Here is a 20,822-nt window from a genome sequence, read left to right as displayed (position 1 = left end):
ATGAAACTCCTCACCCAGCTATCCGGCCGGGGCCACACCAGACGCACCCGTGCCTGGGCGGCCGGTCTCGCCTATGTGGTCGCCGCCGCGTCGGCCCCCGTGATCGCCCTCGGAGCCACGGCGACACCGGCCGTCGCGGCTCCCCTCCCCGGCGGCCTCGGACCCTGCGTCCCCGGTGACTGCCCGGATCCTTACCCGCCGATCGACAACGGCCCGATCATGGGTCGCGACAACGGCATCAACATCTTCACGGGCGGCGACTACCGCGTCCGTGACCGCGCCGTCGAGGCCGAGGGCCGCCTCGTCGTTCTGGGCGACTTCGACCAGAACAAGAGTGCCGCGGGCAGCGCGATCTACAACATCGGCATCGTGGGCGTCGGCTCGCGGGTCCCTCCGCCGGTCGGCGCGGACTTCCTCACCACGGGCGGCAACGTCACCGTGGCCACCGACCAGCGCCTGCTCGCCGACGACGGGGTCGTCCGGCACGCGGGCACCGCCACCGGCACGATCACCGGGACGGTCATCGCCGACCCGGACGCCGCCGCTCCGTACAGCGCGCTTCGCGGCCAGCTCACCACGGCGAGCCAGTGCTACGCGCGCACCGAGAGCGGACAGCGGCCCGCCACCGGCACCGCTGTCAACCAGGGGGGCCAGACCCTCTTCACCGGCGACAACACCTCGGCCCTCCAGGTCTTCAACGTCGACTTCGACATGACCACGAGTACCGGTGCTCAGCAGGGCCTCGTCTTCGAGGACATTCCCGCGGGCGCCACTGTCCTGGTGAACGTCCTCGGAACCTCCCGCACGCTCAGCACCTTCAGCGGTGGCATCGCGGATTCCGACCCGCTGAACCAGCTCCGTCCGCGTCTGCTGTGGAACTTCCCGGACGCCACGACGGTGAACCTGGCCGGAACCGGCCAGTTCCAGGGCAGCGTCCTGATCGGCAACCCGGCCTCGGAGGTCACCGTCACCCTGCCGGGTGTCAACGGCCGTTTCTTCACCACCGGTTCCCTCACCCACACCAGCCCTCCCGCTGGGGGTGGCGGCCAGGAGTTCCACGCCTACCCGTTCGACGGCGACCTGCCGGACTGCTCGGCCCCGACACCCCAAGCACCGGTAACGGTCGTCAAGACGGACTCGGTGACCGGTGAGGTTCTCGCGGGTGCGGTGTTCGAGCTGTGGGAGGAGACCAACGGTGTGACCGGTCTTCAGACCACCGGTGGGACTCCCGACACGCAGGTCGGTGCCTCCTGCACCACCGGCGCCGACGGCGAGTGCACGAGGACGGTGGACCTCGGCACGTACTACTGGCGTGAGACAGCTGCCCCGCCCGGCTACGAACTGCCCGCGCAGACGGTCTTCGGACCCTTGGTACTGACCCAGGCAGAGGTTCCGGACGGTGTCACCATCACTGTTGAGGACGACAGGACGGCTGTTTCGGGTTCTGTGTCGGTCGTCAAGGAGGACTCGGCGACTAGTGAGGTTCTTGCGGGTGCGGTGTTCGAGTTGTGGGAGGAGACCAATGGTGTGACTGGCCTTCAGACCACTGGTGGGACTCCTGACACGCAGGTCGGTGCTTCGTGCACGACTGGTGCTGATGGTGAGTGCACGAGGACGGTGGGGACCGGTACGTATTACTGGCGTGAGACCGCTGCACCTGCCGGGTACGAGCTGCCCGATCCCGCGGTGTTCGGGCCGCTGGTGCTCACTGATGAGAACGCGTCCGACGGTCTCACCGTCACCGCGGAGAACACCAAGTCCTCGGTGCCGTCCGAGGAGTCGACCATCAAGGTCGTCAAGACCGATGCGAAGAACGGCAACCCGCTCGCCGGGGCCGTCTTCGAGCTGTGGCGCGAGTCCAACGGGGTCACGGGTCTGCAGACCCTGCCGAACGGCACCGTGACGCCGGACACCCGCACCGGTCCGGGCTGCTCCACGGACCGTGTCGGAACGTGTGTCTTCGACGAACTGCCGCTCGGGACGTACTACCTGCTGGAGACAGCCGTACCCGAGGGGTACGTCCTGCCGGGAGACCCGGTGAACGGGCCGTTCGTGATCACTGAGCAGAACGCCGGTGAGACCGTGACGGTCAAGGTCGCGAACAAGCGGGGAGAGCCCGGCACGTACAAGTGACCCGGTTACCTCCGAACCGGTGAGGCCCCCGGACGGCCGCGCTCAGCGCGTGCCGTCCCGGGGGCCTCACCGGTTCGGCTCAACTCCGCGGGGCGCGGACAGACCGCTCCTGATAGCTGTGGGGTGCGGGGCCGACGGTCGCCCGGTGTGCAGGGGCGGCCACACGCCGCCGGAGGGTGTGCCGCACGAGGCGCGGAGGTCGGCATGAAGCTCACGGACGCCATCGGACGTAGGGGCAGGCCATCCACGGAGGGCGACCGGGCCACGGCGGTACGGGGGAGAGGCGCCCGGAGGAGTCGCGAACGGACCGGACGCGCACGGACCGGACGCGCACGGGCAGGGCTTCGCAGCGGTACGGTGCGGCGGCGGATCGCGGCGCTGGCCGTGGTGGGTGCGGGACTGACCGCCGCGCTCCCCGGGACGGCGGCGGCCACGACGGCGCCGTCGGCGGCAGCGTCGGGGCCGGCGGTCGTGGCAGAGACATGCGCAGCCTCCACCGGCCCTTACCAGCGGCCCATGGAGGAATACCTGAAGCTGACCGTCGACGGTGCACAGTCCCCCGAGGACTGCGCGGCGATCCGTACGTTCCAGCGGTCCCGGTCGATCACCCCCGCCGACGGCTACGCCAACCTCGTCACCTACCGGACGATGACGGCGGTCGAAGCCCGCGCCAACCCCAATGCCGCCGGTGACTGCCCCCAGTGTTCCTACCGCGTCACGTGCGTCGACCTCGGACGTCAGCTCCTGTGGGTGCAGACGGGCAGGAACGTCGACTTCGACCCCGTTCCGATCCGTACCGGGCGCGACGACGAGGAGACCCGGACCGGCTGGCACGCCGTCTATTGGCGGGACCGCGACCACGTCTCCACGATCTACAACAACGCGCCCATGCCGTATTCGCAGTTCTTCGACGGCGGTCAGGCACTGCACGGGCGTCCCGACGGCCTGTTCGACGGGGGCGGGTCGGCCGGCTGCGTGAACCTGCGGCTCGCGGACGCGGCGGCGCTGTGGGACCTGCTGGACATCGACGACGCGCTGTACATCTGGGGCACCAAGCCGGGTACGGCCGACTGACCCTGCGGCCGGCGCCGGGGAGACGTACCGGGGAAGACGTACCGGGGGCGACGTACTCGGGGGCGACGTACTCGGGTGCGCCGATTGCGCGTGCTGGACCGACCCGACAGCCGATGCGTTGACGGCCGCTTGCGTTCGCCGGCGGTGTCGAGGCTCCGACACCCAGCGCTGCACACCTGCCGCACACGCGGCACGCGCCGTCCCCTATCCGAGTGCGAGCATCGCCTCGGCGAACTCGTCGGCCGCTGCGTCGGGGATCGCCGTGGCCGCCTGACCGAGGACGAGCAGCCGCGCCCCGGGGATCTCGTGCGCGATCGCTTCGCCGTTGCCGACCGGGAAGAACCGGTCGTGACGGCCGTGGACGACGAGCGTGGGGACACCGATCTCGGACAGGCGCTCGCGCCAACGGGGTCCGCAGTCGAGCCTGGAGAACACCATGCCCAGTTGGTTGGCCATCTGGACCGGGGGTGCGGTGCCGGGTGTACGGTCCCAGACGCGTGCGGCGGTCCTGCGAGCGGCGTCGGGGTCGTCGCCGAGGATCTCCGCACCGGCGGCGGCGAACTCCGCCACCGCCTCGCGGTCGGTCCAGTCGGGCATCGCATGCGCGAACAGTCGGCTCATCGTGGCCTGGTCGTGATCGGGAAGGTCGTCGTCGGGCGGGCCGGGCGCGACCGGACGGGTGCCGACCAGAGTGAGAGCCGAGAAAGCGCCCGGGTGGTCGAGCGCGGCAACCTGGGCGACCATTCCACCGACGCCGATCCCCGCGAGGTGCGCGGGCCCGCCACCGAGCGCGCCGGCCAGAGCCGCCGCGTCGGCGGCGAGGTCGCGCAGGGTGTAGGCGGGCGCCTCCGGGTCCGCCGTCGTCGACTCGCCACTGTCGCGCAGGTCGTAACGCACCACGCGTCGCCCACCGTCGGCGAGTCGACGGCAGAGCGCGTCGGGCCAGGAGAGCATGGTCGTCCCGCCCGCGAGCAGGACGAGTGGTGCGTTGTCGTCGCCGAAGGACTCGATGCCCAGGGCGACCTCATTCGCGTTCACAGTGGCCATCGCATCACCCTAAGGGCTGCCGGCCGGCAACACGGTCGGCGGAGCGAGGGCGCCGTCGGAGTCCGTCGCAAGCCGAGCGCGTGTGTTCCGGCGGATGGAGAAAGCTGTACGGCTGTACGGCGTCTCGTGATCGGGCGAACCAACAGGGCATCGGATTCGCCACGTTGGCCGCTCGGACGCACCGTGCCGAGCGGCAGAGGACCACGATGCCCAAGTGAGGGGGGCCTGCGGGGGCAGTCGGATCCGTCCTCCCGTGGCACACCGGCCGGTGCCGGACCGTGGAGACCGGTCACGCCGGCCGGGGTGCCGCCGCCGGTGGTGGACGGGCCACATGTCGACGGCCGCGAAAAGACCACTCGCTTCCGGCCGTTCGGTTTCCTGTTGACGCCCGTCCGGCGCAGGGCTTAGCTTTTGGTAAGCGCTTTCCAGTCGTACGGGAGACTACGGACACATGAGCAGTCCACTGGGCATCACGCACGTCCACGGTGACCGGATCACGGTCACGGAGGAGCGGGGCGGCATCGATCTGATCAGTTACGTGTACCGCCCGGAAGCGGCCTGGGAGGCCCCGAAGCCGTACGTCCATCCCCTGCGCACGCTGGCTGATAACGTTGTCACCGATTACCGGCCCCATGACCACCGCTGGCACAAGGGCATCCAGATGACCGCCTCCCATCTCTCCGGGCAGAACCTGTGGGGAGGCAACACCTATGTGCACGGCCAGGATTACCAGCCGCTGCCCGAGCGCGTCGGATCGATGGCACATGCCGGGTTCGACGAGGTGGCGGCGGAGGCCGGACGCGCGGTCATCGCGGAGCGGCTGACATGGCATCACCACGACGGTACGCACTGGGCGGACGAGCGGCGGCGCATCGAACTCCACGATGTGGAACACGCCGGTTCCGGCACCGACGCGGCGCGTCGCGGCGGCAGTTGGACGCTGACCTGGGCGAGCGCGATCACCAACCGGCGCACGGAGCCGCTGCGCTTCGGCAGCCCCACGACACACGGCCGGGAGGCGGCGGGCTACACCGGTCTCTTCTGGCGCGGGCCGCGCGCGTTCCGGGGCGGGCAGATCCTCGGGCCGGACGGTGCGGGCCCCGAACTGATGGGAACGCAGGCACCCTGGCTCGCCTACAGCGGTGAGCACGACGGCGCCGACGGGCACGCCACACTGATCTTCCAGCACGCCCCGGAGAACGATCACGCGGGGGAGCGCGGCACCCACCCCTCGCACTGGTTCGTCCGCAACGAGCCCTTCGCGGCGGTCGCGCCTTCCTTCGCCTTCTACGACGAGCTGGAACTCGCCCCGGGCGACACCCTGTCCCGCCGCTACCGGGTCACCGTCGCGGACGGAGCCTGGGACCGCGTGCGGATCGCCGAGTACCTCGCGGAGCACCCGTGGTGAACGGGAACGAAGACGGCCTCGCCCTGTACGTGGAACTGCCGCTCGACGACTCCGGCCGTGCCCGCCTGGGCGGTCTCGGTTCCGGGCCCGTGTGGTTCGCCGAACCGGGGACCGCCTCCGCGGCGGACGCCCGTGCGCTCGCCGACGCCGACATCGCGCTCGGCAACCCCCGGGCGGTCTGGGTGGCCGAAGCCTCCCGGCTCCGGTGGCTGCAGCTCGCCTCGGTCGGGATCGACGGCTATCTCGCTCTCGACTGGCCGGTTCTCGGGCGTCGGCTGGCCGTCACCAACCTGGGTGACGTCTTCGCCGACCCGGTGGCGGAGTCGTGCCTCGCGGGCGTCCTGGCCCTGTACCGCGGCATCGACGAACTGACCGGGCTGCGCACGCACGGCACCTGGGCGAAGTCCGCCGTCCGGTCTCGGCTGCGCCTGCTGTCCGGGGCGCGGGTCCTCGTGCTGGGCCGAGGATCCATCGCCAGGAGGTTCGCCGAACTGCTGGGGCCGTTCGGCTGCCCGGTGTCGCACTTCGCGCGTGGCTCGGGCGATATCCGTACCCTCGCAGAACTCGACGAGCGGCTGCCCGGCTTCGACGTGGTGGTGGCGCTGCTGCCCGGGACTCCCGGGACGAGCGGGCTGCTCGACGCGCGACGGCTGGCGATGCTGCGGCCGGGGGCTGTACTGGTGAACGCCGGCCGGGGGTCGCTGGTGGACGAGGAGGCGCTGGTGTCCGAGCTGTCCTCGGGGCGGCTCGGCGGAGCGGTGCTGGACGTGACGGCGCAGGAGCCGCTGCCTGCGGGGCATCCCCTGTGGACCTGCCCGAACGTCGTTCTCACGCAGCACACCGCTGGAGGTTCGACGGACGAGGGGGCGCGGGTCGTCGAGGTGTTCGCCGACAACCTGATCCGGTTCCGGAGCGGTGCCCCACTGCGCAACACCGTGCAGTGGTCCAGAGGATTCTGAGGACGTGACCGACATGCCCGAACCCGCTTCCGCGCACCTCGCCGCGCTCGCCGACAGCGGGGTACGCGTCGCGGCGGTCCGGCCGGTCCTGCTCAGCGCTCCGTACGCCGATCCGGAGAATCTGGAGGTGCGCGTCGCGCTGCCCACGGGATGGCGCACGACGGGTCTGGTCGAGGTGACGCTGGACGACGGCACGACCGGTCTCGGCGAGGGCTATCTCGCCGTGTTCGCACCGCACGTCTTCGTGTCGACGGTCGACCTGCTGGCTCCCTACCTGCTCGGACGGCCGGCCGCGGACCTGGCGGAACGTTATCGGGACATGGTGCTCGTCACGGGGTACTGGAGTCTTCAAGGGGCGGCCCGTCATGTCATCTCCGCCGTGGAGGCGGCCCTGGTCGACGCCCTCGGCAAACGGGCCGGCGTACCGGCGTACGAGCTGCTGGGCGGCCGTCGTACGGACCGGATCCGGCTCTACGCCAGCGGGGGCGACTCGACTTCCCCGGCGGCGATGAGGAGCGAGATCGCCGCTGTTGCCGCCCTCGGGATCAGCACCTTCAAGATCAGGGCACGGGGTCACGAGGCGGACAAGGCGGTGTGGACGCTGGACCACGCGGCCCCGCACGGCGTCGGCATCGCCGTCGACATGGCGCAGAACCTCGATGACCCCGGCCAGTCGGTGGCGGACGCGCTGGCGTTTCTCGACGCGGTGAAGGCCGGCACTCAACAGCCGTTGCGATTCCTGGAGGAGCCGCTGGGTCCTGCCCTCGCGCATGAGTACCCCGCACTGCGACGGGCGGCCGGTTGCCCGGTGGCGGGCGGGGAGACCGTCACCACGGCGCGGGAACTGCTGGGGCGCATGGCCTCGGGGTACTACGACATGGTGCAGCCGGACGCCACGGTCGTCGGCGGGCTGCGGCAGACGCTGGCCGTCTTCGCGGCGGCCGAGGAACACGGCGTCGACACGGTCGTCCACTGCTGGGGCAGTGCGGTGTGCCAGGCGGCCAACTATCACGCCGCGTTCGTCGGCGGCGGCCGGCTGGCCGAGTGGCCCCTGCCCGCATACTCCCTACGGTCCGAACTCCTGGTCGAGCCGTTCCGTATCGAGGCGGGCCACCTGCTCGCCCCGCAAGCGCCGGGGCTCGGCGTCCGGCTCACTCCGGAGACCGAGCGGCGCTACGCCTTCCGCGGCGATGCCGTCTACCGCTGTCTGGCCACGCTCCCGCCGCCCGTACCGGGCCGATGGCGGGCGGACTGAACTAGGGCGTGTGTCGAAAGTAGCGCCGTCCGTCCGAAGGGCGGGGCTCACGGCGTCCGGTGCGTGCGATCGCAAGGCGGAGGAGTGTCCTCGTACGGGACGTACAAGGACACGCCGACAACGCAGACAACGCGGACAACGCGGCGAGCGTGCGTGCCGGGCGTCGCGAGCCAGGCGGGACTTTCGACACACGCCCGAGAGGCGGAAGCCGTGCGGGCGATGGAAGTGGCCTCTCGGGCGAGGTGATGGGAAAACGCTTTCAGCGGGGTGCGCGTGCCGCCGCCGGGCTGCGCGTGCCCGCAGCTTGCGTGTGTGCGGGCGCCGCCGTCGGTCGAGGCGTATGGGGAAGGCGGGCGGATACCTCCGGCCTCCGGGGAACCGCGAGATGTTTGCGCGAGGCGGGTCGTTGCGGTCCGCCCGGCTCCGGCTGGGAAACTGGTGCTCATGGATGCGATAGAGCGGTTCCGCGGGGCGGTCATCGAGTGGGCAGCGGGCGGTGCGGGGGCTCCAGCGGCCGCCGAGGCCGCACATGAACTGGCTGCCCGCGGCGCTGTGCGTACGGCGGTACTCGTGGAAGGAGTCAGCGACGAGGTCGCGCTCGAAGCCCTGGCGGCGCGTCATGGCCGTTCCCTCGGTGCGGAGGGTATTTCCGTCATCCCGCTCGGAGGCGCGACCAGCATCGGCAGATTCCTGAATCTCCTCGGTCCTCAGGGGCTCGACGTCGGACTGGCGGGCCTGTGCGACGCCGGAGAGGAGAGCCACTTCGCGCGCGCCCTGGAACGGGCGGGTCTCGGCCGTGACCTCGCTCGCGCCGACATGGAGCCGCTCGGTTTCCACGTGTGTGTCGCCGACCTGGAAGAGGAGTTGATCCGCACTCTCGGTGCCGCCTCGGTGCAACAGGTCGTCGAGGCACAGGGCGACCTGCGGGCGTTCCACATCTTCCAGAAACAGCCCGCCCAGCGGGAGCGGAGCGTTGAACAGCAGTTGCGGCGCTTCATGGGCACCATCAGCGGCCGGAAGAGCCAGTACGCACGATCACTTGTCGATGCCCTGGACCTCGGTCGCGTACCACGGCCGCTGGACCGACTGCTCGCACATCTGTAGTTGTGAACCCAGACCCTGACCGGGCGGTTGTCCCGGCGCCCTCGTGCGCCCTCTTCATCCAGGACCTTAGCTTCCGCCAGGACCTAAGCTTCCGCCAGGACCTAAGCTTCCGCTGTGAACGACACCACCCAACAGGGCATTCGGATCAGACCGGGCAGCCCGGCCGACGCACCGGCCGTGCTGAGCATGCTCGACTCCGCGGTCGCCTGGATGAACGAGCGCGGCAACACCGAGCAGTGGGGTACGACGCCGTTCTCGCGGAAGTCGGGCGGGGTGGAGCGCGTCGAGCGGTACATGACCGAGAACACCCCCTACATCGCCGAGTCGGGTGGAGTACCCGCCGGAGCGCTGGTGCTGGACCGCGGGCCCAGCGCTCAGATGCCGATCGCGCCTGCCGGAGAACCCGAGCGGTACGTCCGGCTGCTGGTCTCCGACCGGCGGTACGCCGGTCTGGGAATCGGGGCGGCGTTGCTGGCCCACGCCGCGGAAGAGACGCGGCGGGCAGGCGTGGCGCTGCTGAGGGTCGACTGCTGGGCGGGCGGCGAAGGCGAACTGGTCGCGTTCTACGAACGTCACGGGTTCATCCCCACCGACCGGTTCCTGTACGAGGCCTGGCCGGGACAGGTACTGGCCCGGCGGGTCGGCTGACGGCGAGGGCCAGGAGCCCGGCGTTCGGCGGTTCCACCTGCCGGGGCGGCCGGTTGAGCCGGCCCCGCGTCCCTGTCCGTACCCCGCCCGCCGGACCGAGCCCCCGCACCCGGCGGGCGGAGTGGCCGCTATCGTCGCAGGATGCCTGAAGCTCCTGAGAAGTCGGACGCCGCGATGAAAGCCTGGCAGGAATGGCAGGACGCCCCCTGGGGCCGACTGCGTTACTCGATCGCCGAGGCGAACCTGCTCCGTCACCTCGACGCGTCGGGTGGCGAGCCGCTGCGGATTCTCGACCTCGCCGGTGGCGACGGCGGTGACGCCATGCGTCTCGCGGCCCGCGGGCACCATGTCACCATTGTCGACCACGCGCCCGCCATGCTCGCCGCGGCCACCGGGCGCGCCGTGGCAGGCGGGGTGACAGAGCTGATCGACTGTGTCGAAGCCGACGCGACCGATCTGCCCCGGGACCTCGCCGACGGGGAGTTCGACGTCGTGCTCTGCCACAACTTCCTGCAATACATGGACGACGTCCCAGGAACGCTCGCCTCGGTGCTTGCCCCGCTGAAGTCCGGCGGCCTGGTCTCCGTCATGGCGATCAACCGGCATTCGGCACCCTTGACCATCGCCGTCCGGGAGATGGACCCCGCGGCCGCCCTCGCCGCACTCGACACCGATCAGGCCCGGACCCGGATGTTCGACTCCGCGCTGACACTCCACACGGCCGAGGAGATCATCCCCACCCTGCGGACGCTCGGATGCCGGGACATCTCCCACTACGGCATCCGCAGCTTCTGCGACTACATCAGCGACGACGCACGCAAGCACGAACCGGACTACTACGCGGACCTCGAACGCCTCGAACTCGCCACCACCGCCCGCCCGCCCTATATGCACACGGCCCGGCTGTTCCAGCTCACTGCCTGGAAGCACACCGACTGACGCCGGGACCGGCCCCGGGCCGGGTGTTCGCCGGTACGTCGAGCCGCCTCCTCGCCGGAAGTGGTGGAAACACTCCAAGACCGGCTCGTGATCGTTGTCCCTGGTGGAACCGCTGTCCGAGTCCGTCCTGCCGCAGACTTGCAGGACGCGGCGGCCCGGTGGGCCGCCACGCCTCCGTCCCGGCCGACCCCAAGGACTGCAATCGTGAGCGAGCGCGTTCTCATTCCCCGCAACCGGGGATTCCTCTTCCTCGACTCCCACCCGGCGGGCTGCGAGCGGCTGGTGGCCGACATGTGGCAGGCCTGCCCCGGCTCCGCCGAGGTGCCGGAGGGGGACGGGCCGGTAGCTCTGATCATCGGCTCCTCGGCCGGATACGGCCTCGCGGCCACCCTGGCCGGACTCAAGCGTGCCGGCATCCGCGGCATCATGGTCTCCTTCGAGAAGGCCCCCACCGAACGGCGTACCGGTACGGCCGGCTGGTACCGCACCGCTGCCACCGCCGACATCGCCCGCACCGCCGGGCGGGATCTGGTCTTCCTCAACGGCGACGCGTTCTCCGACACGATGAAGAACCAGGTCGCCGACCTCGTCGAGCAGCGGTTCGGCGGCAGGCTGGACTACCTGATCTACTCGGTGGCTGCGCCCCGGCGTACCGACCCCGCCACCGGCACCACGTACGCCTCCGTCCTCAAGCCGATCGGCCAGGCGAACCGCACCAAGACCCTTGTCTTCGACGGCGAGGGCGTACCCGAGGTCCGCGAGGTCGAGACCGGGCCGGCCGAGGGCGATGACATCGAGCAGACGGTGGCGGTGATGGGCGGCACGGACTGGGAACGCTGGATCGATCAACTCGCCGGCCGGGGCCTGCTCGCCGACGGTTTCGCGACCGCCGCGCTGTCGTACATCGGCTCGCCGCTGACAGCGGCGATCTACCGGCAGGGCACGATCGGCACGGCCAAGGCACACCTGGAGGCCACCGCCCGCAGCCTGAACGAGCGGCTCGGCAGGACGGTGGGCGGCCGGGCCGTGACCTCCGTGAACGGCGCCGCCGTCACCCAGTCCTCCACCGCCATCCCCGGCATCGCCCTGTACACCGGCCTGCTGCGCGGCGTACTCGGAGAGGACCTGGTCCCGCCGGTGCACCAGCTCGCCGCTCTGTGGGATCAGCTCACCGGCGCCGCCCCGTCTGATCTGGACGACGAAGGCCGTATCCGTCTGGACACCTGGGAGCTCACCGACGACGTCCAGGCGGCCGTCGCCGAACGCTGGGAGGCCGCCACCACCGACAGCATCGCCGACCTCGCCGATCTCGCCTGGTTCCGCTCCGAGGTCCAACGCCTCTACGGATTCTCCGTGCCGGGCATCGACTACGCCGCCGCTGTTGCCACCGACATCCCCTGGCCCGACCACACAGCCTGACCCCGGCCCGACAAGGGTGTTCCTCAAGACCCTTCGAGAGGCACACAGCGGCCGAGGGCCCCGGCGATGGAGATCATCCGCCGGAGCCCTCGGAGCCCTCGGAGCCCTCGGAGCCCTCGGAGCCCTCGGAGCCCTCGGAGCCGGACCGAGTGGCCGGTGTCAGGGAGTGCAGTTCAGCGTGCCGGCGCGCAGCGCGTGCCCGCCGTCATTGGCGTCGTCGGACCAGATGACCGGCTTGTGGCCGCCGCCGCAGGCTGTGTTCGGGGCGATGGCGAAGCCCTCGTTGTTGTAGTCGCCCATGCCGGTGGGGCGGTCGTGGGTGTGGGTGATGGCGAACTTGCCCTGGGCGTTGATCCCCAGGGTTGAGCTGCGGCCCTCGCACGTGTCGTCGCAGACCGCCCACAGGCGTCCGGTGGCGGGCTCGAACTCCAGGTCCATCACACCGGAGAAGCCGCTGGTGATGGTCGCGACCCGGGTGTATCCGCCGCCGGACTGGTCGAGGGCGTAGGCGTAGACCGTGCCGTTGTCCTCGACCCCGACGAAGAAGAGGCCACTGCCGTGGCCGGGGTAGCCGGCCGGGTTGTACGCGGCACCGGTGCGCTCGTCACGGAAGCCGTTCGCGGTCAGGAAGGTGTCCGGGATCCACGAGATGGCTTCGGGCCCTGCGTTGGCCGGCAGGGAGGGCAGATCGGAGGTGAGGTTCCACTCCGCGGCCGCGTTCAGCGAGGACGCCGTGGAGGAGGTGTCGAAGCGCAGGATCTTCGGTGCGCTGGTGGAGCCCTTGCTGTTGTCGCGTTCGGTGGCGACGAACATTCCGTCGGGAGTGACGACCACGCCCTCGGCGTCGGGCTCACCACTGCCGCCCGCGTAGCGCAGAGTCTTGCCCGACGCCCAGCCCCCGGCCGGGTCGGGCCGCCATTTCGCACCATCGGGCACGAGCCGGAAGAGCTTGCTGGGGCCGTTCCGCACCGCCCAGAGGACACCCGAGTTCTCGAAGGAGAGACCGCTGAGGTTCTCCCCGAACACGTTCGAGCCATCGGCGACGGTCACCTCCGCGCCGCCCGGCCACGTGGTGCCGGAACCGCCACCGGTGTCGCCGCAGGCGTTCGCCGCACCCTTGGTCGGGGCGGTGGTGGCGCGGAAGCCACCGGTGCCGTCCTCGCACCGCCCGAAGGTGGTGGCGGCGTGGTCGGTCCAGGTGTACGTGTCCACCGCGGTGGAACCGCCCGCCGTGAACAGCCGTGCGGAGTCCGCACTGCCCAGACCGAACGAGGGGCCGACGTCCAGTGCCAGGAAGGCGCCCGGCGCCAGCGACGTGTTCTTGCCGAGCGTGTAGGAGTGGGAGTTGTCGTTGTCCTTGACGACCCACTTGGATACGTCGACCGCGGTGGTCCCCGTGTTGACGAGTTCGATCCAGTCGCCGGGGCTTCCGCCGCTCGACTCGACCTCGTTGATCCGCACCGTGGGCTGCTCCTGCGCCGAGGCCGGCGCACCGGACAGGCCGAGGGTCAGAAGGGTCAGAAGGGTCAGGGCGACGGCGGTGATGTGGGCTTGTCCACGCCAGTGGGTACGCAAGGTGGCCGGTCCTCTTTTCAGGGGTCGGGCAGGTGGAGGAGCGCGCTCACGCTCCTGGCGAAGCTTCGGCCATACCGACGGCCATGGGATGAACATGTCACAACAGTGCGGGGAACTCGTGGAAAGAGCTTGGTCGGTTGGCTGACGATTGGCCGGCCGGTTGATGGGTTCGCGCTGTACGTCCCCGGTGTGGCTCGGCCGGGATTCGGGGGGCAGAGCTGTCCCCGTCACTGGTTCCAGTTTCAGCGATCAGGCCCATGCGTGAAATCTGCCCGCCATGGGCGAGATTCACCGGATCGCGGGTGGAGATGCTGCGGAGCGTGCCCTGCGCGAGTACCCGCCAGACCGTTCCGACGCAGGTGAATTCGCGGGTCCGGGTGCCGTCTCCGTACAGAGGATGCCACGGTGAGGTGCCCCAGCACCCTACGTGGCGCCGGCGGGCCGGCCACGTACGACGGACGCGAATCACCGGTCTGCGTCAGGATCTGGGCCGCCTGCGGAAGGCCTCACCATCCACCTTCGAAGAGGGCGAGGAGTGGCGGCGCCGGGTCTGCCGCAGTGGTCATGTTTGCCACGAGGACGACAGTCACGACCAGGGTCAGCACCGCCGAGAGAACCCCGAACGACCCCAGTACGCGTCTCGTCCGCCTGTCGGACTGCCCTGTTGCCGCACGCTTCTTCAACGACGCCACGCTGATGCCGACGAAGACGACCGCCACGATGCCGGACAGCACGACCATCGCCACGTGGTATCGAGCAAAGTCGCTGATCATTACATCGAGGACAGGCGGGGGCGGTCCATCCGTACTCAGCGAGTCGGCCAGTCGCTGCCTGACCTGATCGAGCGTATCGGCGAGAATCCCCTCACCGGTGTTGGTGCCGGTGCCCGTGACGGTGCCCAGCATCGGCAGCAGTGAGGCGAAGGGCGCTTTCGCACCTTGGATGTTGGCCACGACCGCCGCCAACGAGAGCAGTGCGAGCACCGTGACAAGAACGCCGGCCGACGCGAGGCCTGCCTGTCTGCCCGTCTTGTCACCCGTAGTTCCGAGGAATGCCCTCCAGAGAAGAATGCCGAGGGCGACGAGCACGACCAGCAGGACCGTGGCGATCACGGCTTTCGCCACGTGGTAGTGGAACCAGTGATCGACCACCCTTTCCAGGCCCGGGGAGAACTCCCGGTCGCCGGAGCTCCAGTACCCGGCGAACGCCCTGCGGAAGGATGCTGCGAGGTCCTGCTCGTCGTCGAAGCCGCTGCCCGACGTGCGTGCCGCCAGCGTGCGCGGGGCTACGACGAAGGCGGCGATGAGGGCCACCGTGAGAGCCGAGAGCGTAGCGAGTGTGCGACCGGGTATCCCTGCGGTCCGTGGCGGTGCTGCTGCGCTGTGCAAGGAGAATCCTTCGGCTCGATCGAGTGCGTGGCCGGCACGCCGGACCGCGGGCCGACGGGTTGATGAGTTCGGTTCAACGACGCGCGCAACCAGGTCGTTCGAGGCGTGGTTGCGACGCCGGGGCGCACGCCCGGGGCGAAGGACGCAGGACGCAGAACCGGATGGTGACGGCACCCCAGGTGCTGTTGCCGTCCCGGCCACCATTCCGTACCGGTGGTCGTCCGGTCACGGGGGTCCGCCGCACACTTGCAGGTAGGGCAAGCCCTACCTGCCGGGGCCCGGAAGGCGCTGCCGCGGTTGTGCGGCGAACGCTGATCCGGGCACCGCTGCCGGACTGGCCGCAGGGCACCGCACGTTCGTCAGCATGCCTCGCCAGGAGGCACGTTCGGGTACATATGGCGCCAACTAATGTCCCGGATCGCCGCTGTTGGAAGACAATGTCTGCCTTGTCAGGAACAGCCCCGAGGGAGACCATGCGCATCCGTACGACCGTGGCCGCGGCACTCGCAGCGACACTCCTGGTCATGGCTCTCACCGCCTGCACGCAGTCCGAAGCAGACGTGCGTGCCACGTGCGAGCGGGCTCTGGACAACCACTCGACGCTCAGCTTCCGGCCGAAGGCGTGCCTGGACGTACCCGACGAGGCCTATCGAACGCTCCTCTTGGTGTACGAACTGAAGGCGGAGGGGCTCGACTGAGAGTCGTCCCGCAGCGGTCGCCCGCTCACGGCATCCGTTCGGGCGGCCGGCGATCAGTCCTTGCGTCCCGTCGCGGCCACGGTGACACCGAGGCCGATCATCGTGAGCCCGCCAACCCCTCCGACCAGGGAGAGCCGCCGGGGTGAGCGGGCGAACCAGTCCCGTCCGGTTGCCGCGATCAGTCCCCACAGACTGTCGCAGGCCATGGCGATGATGTTGAAGACCAGCCCGAGCAGGAGCATCTGAAGCACGACGTTTCCTTGGGCGCGGTCGACGAACTGCGGCAGCACGGCGGCGAAGAACACGAGGGTCTTGGGGTTGGCCACACCGACGGCGAACCCCTCCCACATCGTGCGGCGGCCGCCCTGCTGGGCCTGTTCGGCAGTGAACGTGGTCTGCAGCGAGCCGCGTTGCCGCCACGCCTTCACACCCAGATACACCAAGTAGGCCGCACCGGCCAGCTTGAGCACCGTGAAGACCAGGACGGAGCGCTCAACGATCGACCCGATCCCGAGAGCCACGGCCAGGATGAGTACATAGGCACCCATCGTGTTCCCCACAACGGTGGTCAGCGCCGCGCGCCGCCCCTGCGCCAACGCCCGCCCGATCACGAACAGCACACTGGGCCCGGGGATCACGATCAACAGGAATGACATAGCCGCGAAGGCGAGCAAACGCTCAGCAGACACCATGGCGCTCATGCAAGCACAGGCCTGGCACGCACGCTCGCGGCATTTCCGGGATTGTCCCCGTACGCCCGGAAGAATGCTCTCCGGCCGTGCACATGCTCGGCTTCGCAGCGCCCATCGACGCCTACGGTGGTGCCTGCCGACAACTGGCCGACCGGAGCGCTCACACGAAGGTGCTGGGCGGCGCGGCCTCCGCAGGCGCGCCGCCCGGTGCACGGTCAGCTGGTGGCGAGGAGTTCGAGCGTATCGATCACGCGGTTCGAGAAGCCCCACTCGTTGTCGTACCAGGCGACCACCTTGACGTGGCGGCCGTCGACGCGGGTAAGGGCCGAGTCGAAGACCGCCGAGGCGGGATTGCCCGTGATGTCGGACGACACGAGCGGGTCGTCCGAGTACTCCAGTACGCCGGCGAGCGGCCCCTGCGCCGCGGCGCGGTACGCCGCCAGCACGTCCTCGCGCGTCACGTCGCGAGCGACGGTCGTGTTGAGTTCGACGATCGATCCGACCGGAACCGGCACACGGATCGAGTCGCCCGACAGCTTGCCGTCGAGCTTCGGCAGCACGAGGCCGATCGCCTTGGCGGCGCCTGTCGTGGTCGGCACGATGTTGACAGCGGCGGCGCGGGCGCGGCGGGCGTCGCGGTGCGGACCGTCCTGCAGGTTCTGCTCCTGCGTGTAGGCGTGCACCGTCGTCATGAAGCCGTGCTCGATGTCTGCGAGATCGTCGAGCACCTTGGCCAGCGGGGCAAGCGCGTTGGTCGTGCACGAGGCGTTCGAGACGATCGTGTGCACGGCGGGGTCGTACGCGTCGGTGTTGACCCCGAACGCGAGCGTGACATCGGCACCGTCCGCCGGCGCGCTGACGAGTACCCTTTTCGCGCCCGCGTCGAGGTGGCCGCGGGCGGCCGTGGCCGATGTGAAGCGGCCGGTCGCCTCAAGCACGATGTCCACGCCGAGCTCCGCCCACGGCAGCTGCGCCGGTTCGCGCTCCGCGAGCACGGTGATGCGGCGGCCGTCGACGACGAGGGTGTCCCCGTCGACCGTCACCGGGCGGCCGAGCCGGCCCGCCGTCGTGTCGTAGGAGAGCAGCCGCGCGAGGGTGGCGGGCTCCGTGAGGTCGTTGACGGCGACGACCTCCAGATCGCTCTTGCGTTCGAGCAGTGCGCGCAGCACATTGCGTCCGATGCGGCCGAATCCGTTGATGGCGATGCGAGTCATGAGTGGTGTCCCTTCGGGTTCGCCATCAGGTTCTCGCGCGGCATCCCCTGGTAACAGCGGCGTGATCGCCACGGTCCGCAAGGATCGCGCCACGGGGTGGTGACGGGCTACTGCCCCTGGGTGAAGGTGCGCCGATACTCGCTCGGCGTGGTGTCGAGGATGCGCTGGAAGTGCAGCCGCAGATTCGCACCGGTGCCGAGGCCGACGTCGGCGGCGATCTGTTCGATGCTCCGCTGCGAACGCTCGAGCAGCTCACGGGCCAGGTCGACACGGGCTCGCATGACCCACTGCATCGGCGTGTACCCCGTGTCCTCGACGAAGCGCCGCGAGAACGTGCGCGGCGACACCGCCGCATGCCGGGCGAGCACGTCAAGGGTGAGGGGCTCGCCGAGCCGGTGCAGCGCCCACTCCCGCGTGGCGGCGAACCGCTCGCCGAGCGACTCGGGCACACTCCGAGGCACGTACTGTGCCTGACCGCCGCTGCGGTAGGGGGCCGCCACCAGGCGCCGCGCCGCGTGGTTCGAAGCGGCCACTCCCAGATCGCCGCGCAGAATGTGCAGACACAGGTCGATGCCCGAGGCGGCGCCGGCCGACGTCAGTACGCTGCCCTCGTCGACGAACAGAACGTTCTCGTCGACCTGGACCCGTGGACGCTTCGCCGCGAGCGCCCGCGTGTAATGCCAGTGCGTCGTGGCGCGCTTGCCGTCGAGCAGGCCCGTGGCAGCGAGCGCGAAGGCGCCCGTGGAGATGGCGGCGAGCCGGGCGCCCCGATCGTGGGCGGCGATCAGCGCATCGACGACGGCCTGCGGCGGGTCGTCACGGTCCGGGTGCCGGTAGCCGGGAACGAAGACGAGGTCAGCCCACGCAAGTGCGTCGATGCCGTGGGCGACGTAGTACGACAGGCCGTCGCCGCCGGCCACGAGACCGGGTGCCGCGCCGCACACCCGCACCTCGTACGGCATGCTCGCGCGAGTCGTGAACACCTGTGCGGGAATACCGACATCAAGAGGCTTCGCGCCTTCGAGTACGAGGACGGCGACGTGGTACAGGGGTGAGGCTGGCACGAGGAAGAGGGTACGGGGGCTGCGGAGTGCATCGGCCCGGTTCCCCGAGCCGCGCAGGAGCCGCACAGACGGATCCGATGGACAGCCTCTAGCCCACCCATCCCCGCAACAGCTCCTCCCGCTGCGCCTCGCGAGGTGAGCCCCCCTCCCACGCCCGGCCCCACTCCGACATCGCCGCCAGCGCCGTGGACATCGTCGCGGCGCCCTCGGTGAAGCGGGACAGGAGGGTTCGGGAAAGACCGACCTCCGTGGGGGAGTAGCCCACGGCGGCGGCCACGTAGGCATTGAGCTCGTGGCTGCCGGAGGGTGACTCCACGCGCACCGACATCATCGCCGGGGCTTCGTCCGCACGGCCCAGGCCCACGGGCGCAGCCAGGTTCAGCACCATGCCCAGGGCCACGTCCTTGAGCGCGCCGACCTGCCGCCCGAAGGATTTCACGGGGACGTCGGCCACCGTCAGGGCTCGCACGTCCTCCCACAGGTAGAGGCCGGACTGCCCGTCGCCGAGAGCCACCACGCCCTCGGAGGTCAGGCGTACCCCGGGACCCGGACCGGACGGCTTCGCGCCCACATACACATCGCCGCCGACGATCCAGAACAGGCCCACCATGGCCATGTGTTGCCCACTTCCCACGACGAGAGCACTCTGTCGTGTCACACATCAAACGAATCGGGACGCCCTCCGCAACCTGCGCAGGAACCGGGAAGTTCCAGTTCCCGGCTCCGTACACTCTGCCCCAACCGACGGGCAGACGTCTCACCGGCCTTCGCGGGCTGTGCCACGAAGACCGGGAAGGTTCGCCCGAATCGGCGCAATCAGCTCGGCCGAATCGGCCGAATCAGCAGGGCGGAGCCAGCACGGCGGACATCTCTGAGGCCGCGCGGGATCAGAACAGCCGGACCGGCTCCGGCATCGCCGGGACCACGAACAGCACCGGGTCGCCCTGCGGTGCCTGGACCGGCTTCAGGCTTCCGGGGCACGACTTCAGCTCCGCGGTCCTGCCCGACGCGGGGTCGTGGCGGTAGACGAGACCCTTGCGGCTGACCGCGACATCGCGGCCGCACCCGGGCTCGGGGCACTCCGTACGAGGAAGAGACATTCCCCCAGTCTGGCGCCTCCCCTGCCGGGCCCCGCCCCCGCCCCGTCGAACTCGCCCCCGGCACCCGGACCCTGCCCCGTATCGGACCATCCGAAAGGGGTCCTCACGCCGCGCCGCTCCCGGCGAACGGTCATGACACGGTCACAGGAACCCGGCCGGGACCGCGGAGAGACAACGAGTGTGCTCTCTCAGCTCTGACGTACGCGTCTCCTCTTCGGTGTTCGGTCCCCAGTTCTGGCAGCGGCAGACCTCGGCGAGGGAGGCCCGGGAGTGGACAACTCGCCTGTCCGCGAGCTCGATTCTGTTCAGGGTCACCGAACGAACAGCTATGAGGCGATTTTGTCAGGTGCCTGCCGTTGTGCGGGCGGTGTTCCCGGACATCGCGTGCTACCGGAAGCGGCGTCGCCGCCCTCGTGGGGCCGTCTCCCGGACCCCGGTCCCTCGGGTCGGCCACCGGATGCGGTACGAAGTCCGGTGTGAACGAACAGACTCAGCCCGCGACCGTTCGCGTGTTCATCGCCCTCGCCCCGCCCGACCACGCGAAGGAAGAACTGGCCCGGGAACTGCGCCCCGCCTACGACACGCATCCGGACATGCGGTGGAACCGTATCGAGGACTGGCACATCACCCTGGCGTTCCTCGGGGAGCTGCCGGTCGGGACGGTACCGTTCCTGCGCCCGCTGCTCGCCCGCCTCGCGGCGGACCACCGGCCACCCCGGCTGGCACTGCGCGGCGGCGGAAGCTTCGACGACCGGGTGCTGTGGAGCGGAGTCGACGGAGACCTCGACGCGCTGCACATGCTCGCAGACGAGGTGCGTACCGCGGTCAAGAGCTGCGGTGTCGCCTTCGAGGACCGACCCCTGCGCCCCCATCTCACGTTGGCCCGTGCCCGCCGTGGGGACCGGACCTCGGCCGGGGAAGTCGCCGAGACGCTCGCCGGATTCGCCGGCCGTCCATGGCCGGCCGAACGTCTGCACCTGGTCGGCAGCAACGTCGGCCGCAGCCGTGGGCCGATCCACTACCGCGACATCGAGGCCTGGGCGCTCGGCGACAGCGACGGCGACGGCATCCGCACCGGAACCTGAACCGGTCGGCCGGTGACGTC

19 protein-coding genes are annotated in these 20,822 nt (G+C 70.1%); 11 read left to right on the top strand and 8 right to left on the bottom strand.

Going from position 1 to position 20,822, the window contains the following annotated elements; translation table 11 throughout:
* The gene (locus OHA98_RS22850; RefSeq protein ID WP_266928601.1) at window positions 1-2,133 is read left to right on the top strand and encodes a choice-of-anchor A family protein; all 2,133 of its coding nucleotides are present in this window, start codon (window positions 1-3) and stop codon (window positions 2,131-2,133) included.
* A 471-nt stretch (window positions 2,134-2,604) separates the two neighbouring features.
* On the top strand, window positions 2,605-3,207 hold the full coding sequence (locus OHA98_RS22845) for a L,D-transpeptidase family protein (RefSeq protein WP_266928600.1): 603 nt from the start codon (window positions 2,605-2,607) through the stop codon (window positions 3,205-3,207).
* A gap of 204 nt (window positions 3,208-3,411) precedes the next feature.
* On the opposite strand, the gene OHA98_RS22840 is transcribed toward OHA98_RS22845, so the two are convergent.
* Entirely contained in the window at window positions 3,412-4,254 is an 843-nt protein-coding gene (locus tag OHA98_RS22840) for an alpha/beta fold hydrolase (RefSeq protein ID WP_266928599.1), read from the bottom strand.
* A 451-nt stretch (window positions 4,255-4,705) separates the two neighbouring features.
* Here OHA98_RS22840 and OHA98_RS22835 point away from each other — a divergent pair, with 451 nt between their 5' ends.
* From OHA98_RS22835 to fabV, 7 genes are all read left to right on the top strand, one after another.
* Entirely contained in the window at window positions 4,706-5,662 is a 957-nt protein-coding gene (locus tag OHA98_RS22835) for a PmoA family protein (protein WP_266928598.1), read from the top strand.
* On the top strand, window positions 5,659-6,621 hold the full coding sequence (locus OHA98_RS22830) for a D-2-hydroxyacid dehydrogenase (protein WP_266928597.1): 963 nt from the start codon (window positions 5,659-5,661) through the stop codon (window positions 6,619-6,621). Before OHA98_RS22835 ends, OHA98_RS22830 begins: the two co-directional genes overlap by 4 nt.
* A 13-nt stretch (window positions 6,622-6,634) precedes the next feature.
* On the top strand, window positions 6,635-7,876 hold the full coding sequence (locus OHA98_RS22825; protein WP_266930858.1) for a mandelate racemase/muconate lactonizing enzyme family protein: 1,242 nt from the start codon (window positions 6,635-6,637) through the stop codon (window positions 7,874-7,876).
* 444 nt (window positions 7,877-8,320) lie between these two features.
* Window positions 8,321-8,980 carry an ATP-dependent endonuclease gene (locus tag OHA98_RS22820; RefSeq protein WP_266928596.1) on the top strand — a complete coding sequence of 220 codons (660 nt, stop codon included), beginning with the start codon at window positions 8,321-8,323 and terminating at the stop codon, window positions 8,978-8,980.
* 114 nt (window positions 8,981-9,094) lie between these two features.
* A complete protein-coding gene (locus OHA98_RS22815; protein WP_266928595.1) occupies window positions 9,095-9,628 on the top strand; it encodes a GNAT family N-acetyltransferase in 534 nt (177 codons plus the stop codon).
* A 141-nt stretch (window positions 9,629-9,769) separates the two neighbouring features.
* A complete protein-coding gene (locus OHA98_RS22810; protein WP_266928594.1) occupies window positions 9,770-10,567 on the top strand; it encodes a bifunctional 2-polyprenyl-6-hydroxyphenol methylase/3-demethylubiquinol 3-O-methyltransferase UbiG in 798 nt (265 codons plus the stop codon).
* A 204-nt stretch (window positions 10,568-10,771) separates the two neighbouring features.
* Window positions 10,772-11,986, top strand: coding sequence for an enoyl-[acyl-carrier-protein] reductase FabV (gene fabV / locus OHA98_RS22805; RefSeq protein ID WP_266928593.1), 1,215 nt, complete (start codon window positions 10,772-10,774; stop codon window positions 11,984-11,986).
* Window positions 11,987-12,145: 159 nt separating this feature from the next.
* Here the strand turns inward: fabV and OHA98_RS22800 are convergent, their stop codons facing one another.
* Both OHA98_RS22800 and OHA98_RS22795 read right to left on the bottom strand, forming a co-directional pair.
* Window positions 12,146-13,561 (bottom strand): lamin tail domain-containing protein, encoded by a 1,416-nt coding sequence (locus tag OHA98_RS22800; protein ID WP_266928592.1) that lies wholly within the window; start codon window positions 13,559-13,561, stop codon window positions 12,146-12,148.
* A 506-nt stretch (window positions 13,562-14,067) separates the two neighbouring features.
* On the bottom strand, window positions 14,068-14,874 hold the full coding sequence (locus OHA98_RS22795) for a hypothetical protein (RefSeq protein WP_266928591.1): 807 nt from the start codon (window positions 14,872-14,874) through the stop codon (window positions 14,068-14,070).
* Window positions 14,875-15,395: 521 nt separating this feature from the next.
* Here OHA98_RS22795 and OHA98_RS22790 point away from each other — a divergent pair.
* On the top strand, window positions 15,396-15,647 hold the full coding sequence (locus OHA98_RS22790; RefSeq protein ID WP_266928590.1) for a hypothetical protein: 252 nt from the start codon (window positions 15,396-15,398) through the stop codon (window positions 15,645-15,647).
* A gap of 53 nt (window positions 15,648-15,700) precedes the next feature.
* Here OHA98_RS22790 and OHA98_RS22785 read toward each other — a convergent pair whose 3' ends face one another.
* The 5 genes from OHA98_RS22785 to OHA98_RS22765 form a co-directional block, all read right to left on the bottom strand.
* Window positions 15,701-16,339, bottom strand: a complete 639-nt coding sequence (locus tag OHA98_RS22785; RefSeq protein WP_266928589.1) for a LysE family translocator — start codon at window positions 16,337-16,339, stop codon at window positions 15,701-15,703.
* Window positions 16,340-16,554: 215 nt separating this feature from the next.
* Window positions 16,555-17,553, bottom strand: a complete 999-nt coding sequence (gap, locus tag OHA98_RS22780; RefSeq protein WP_266930857.1) for a type I glyceraldehyde-3-phosphate dehydrogenase — start codon at window positions 17,551-17,553, stop codon at window positions 16,555-16,557.
* Between the two features lie 107 nt (window positions 17,554-17,660).
* Entirely contained in the window at window positions 17,661-18,617 is a 957-nt protein-coding gene (locus OHA98_RS22775) for a GlxA family transcriptional regulator (protein ID WP_266928588.1), read from the bottom strand.
* A gap of 88 nt (window positions 18,618-18,705) precedes the next feature.
* A complete protein-coding gene (locus tag OHA98_RS22770) occupies window positions 18,706-19,233 on the bottom strand; it encodes a hypothetical protein (RefSeq protein WP_266928587.1) in 528 nt (175 codons plus the stop codon).
* Between the two features lie 271 nt (window positions 19,234-19,504).
* Complete coding sequence (locus tag OHA98_RS22765) at window positions 19,505-19,717, bottom strand: hypothetical protein (protein WP_266928586.1); 213 nt, start codon at window positions 19,715-19,717, stop codon at window positions 19,505-19,507.
* A 476-nt stretch (window positions 19,718-20,193) separates the two neighbouring features.
* On the opposite strand from OHA98_RS22765, the gene thpR reads away from it, so the two are divergent.
* Window positions 20,194-20,802 (top strand): RNA 2',3'-cyclic phosphodiesterase, encoded by a 609-nt coding sequence (gene thpR / locus OHA98_RS22760; protein ID WP_266928585.1) that lies wholly within the window; start codon window positions 20,194-20,196, stop codon window positions 20,800-20,802.
* Window positions 20,803-20,822: the final 20 nt, after the last annotated feature.

This window comes from Streptomyces sp. NBC_00654, from assembly GCF_026341775.1.
In the GTDB taxonomy this organism is placed as follows: Bacteria; Actinomycetota; Actinomycetes; order Streptomycetales; family Streptomycetaceae; genus Streptomyces.
The sequence above is the reverse complement of the archived record's forward strand: the minus strand, read 5'-3'. Positions and strand labels throughout refer to the sequence as shown.

Excerpts from the sequence above, each read along its gene's own strand:
- OHA98_RS22765 (WP_266928586.1), bottom strand. The coding sequence starts at position 19,717 with ATGTCTCTTCCTCGTACGGAGTGCCCCGAGCCCGGGTGCGGCCGCGAT.
- OHA98_RS22840 (WP_266928599.1), bottom strand. The coding sequence starts at position 4,254 with ATGGCCACTGTGAACGCGAATGAGGTCGCCCTGGGCATCGAGTCCTTC.
- OHA98_RS22770 (WP_266928587.1), bottom strand. The coding sequence starts at position 19,233 with ATGGCCATGGTGGGCCTGTTCTGGATCGTCGGCGGCGATGTGTATGTG.
- gap (WP_266930857.1), bottom strand. The coding sequence starts at position 17,553 with ATGACTCGCATCGCCATCAACGGATTCGGCCGCATCGGACGCAATGTG.
- OHA98_RS22835 (WP_266928598.1), top strand. The coding sequence starts at position 4,706 with ATGAGCAGTCCACTGGGCATCACGCACGTCCACGGTGACCGGATCACG.
- OHA98_RS22850 (WP_266928601.1), top strand. The coding sequence starts at position 1 with ATGAAACTCCTCACCCAGCTATCCGGCCGGGGCCACACCAGACGCACC.
- OHA98_RS22820 (WP_266928596.1), top strand. The coding sequence starts at position 8,321 with ATGGATGCGATAGAGCGGTTCCGCGGGGCGGTCATCGAGTGGGCAGCG.
- OHA98_RS22785 (WP_266928589.1), bottom strand. The coding sequence starts at position 16,339 with ATGGTGTCTGCTGAGCGTTTGCTCGCCTTCGCGGCTATGTCATTCCTG.
- OHA98_RS22825 (WP_266930858.1), top strand. The coding sequence starts at position 6,635 with ATGCCCGAACCCGCTTCCGCGCACCTCGCCGCGCTCGCCGACAGCGGG.
- OHA98_RS22810 (WP_266928594.1), top strand. The coding sequence starts at position 9,770 with ATGCCTGAAGCTCCTGAGAAGTCGGACGCCGCGATGAAAGCCTGGCAG.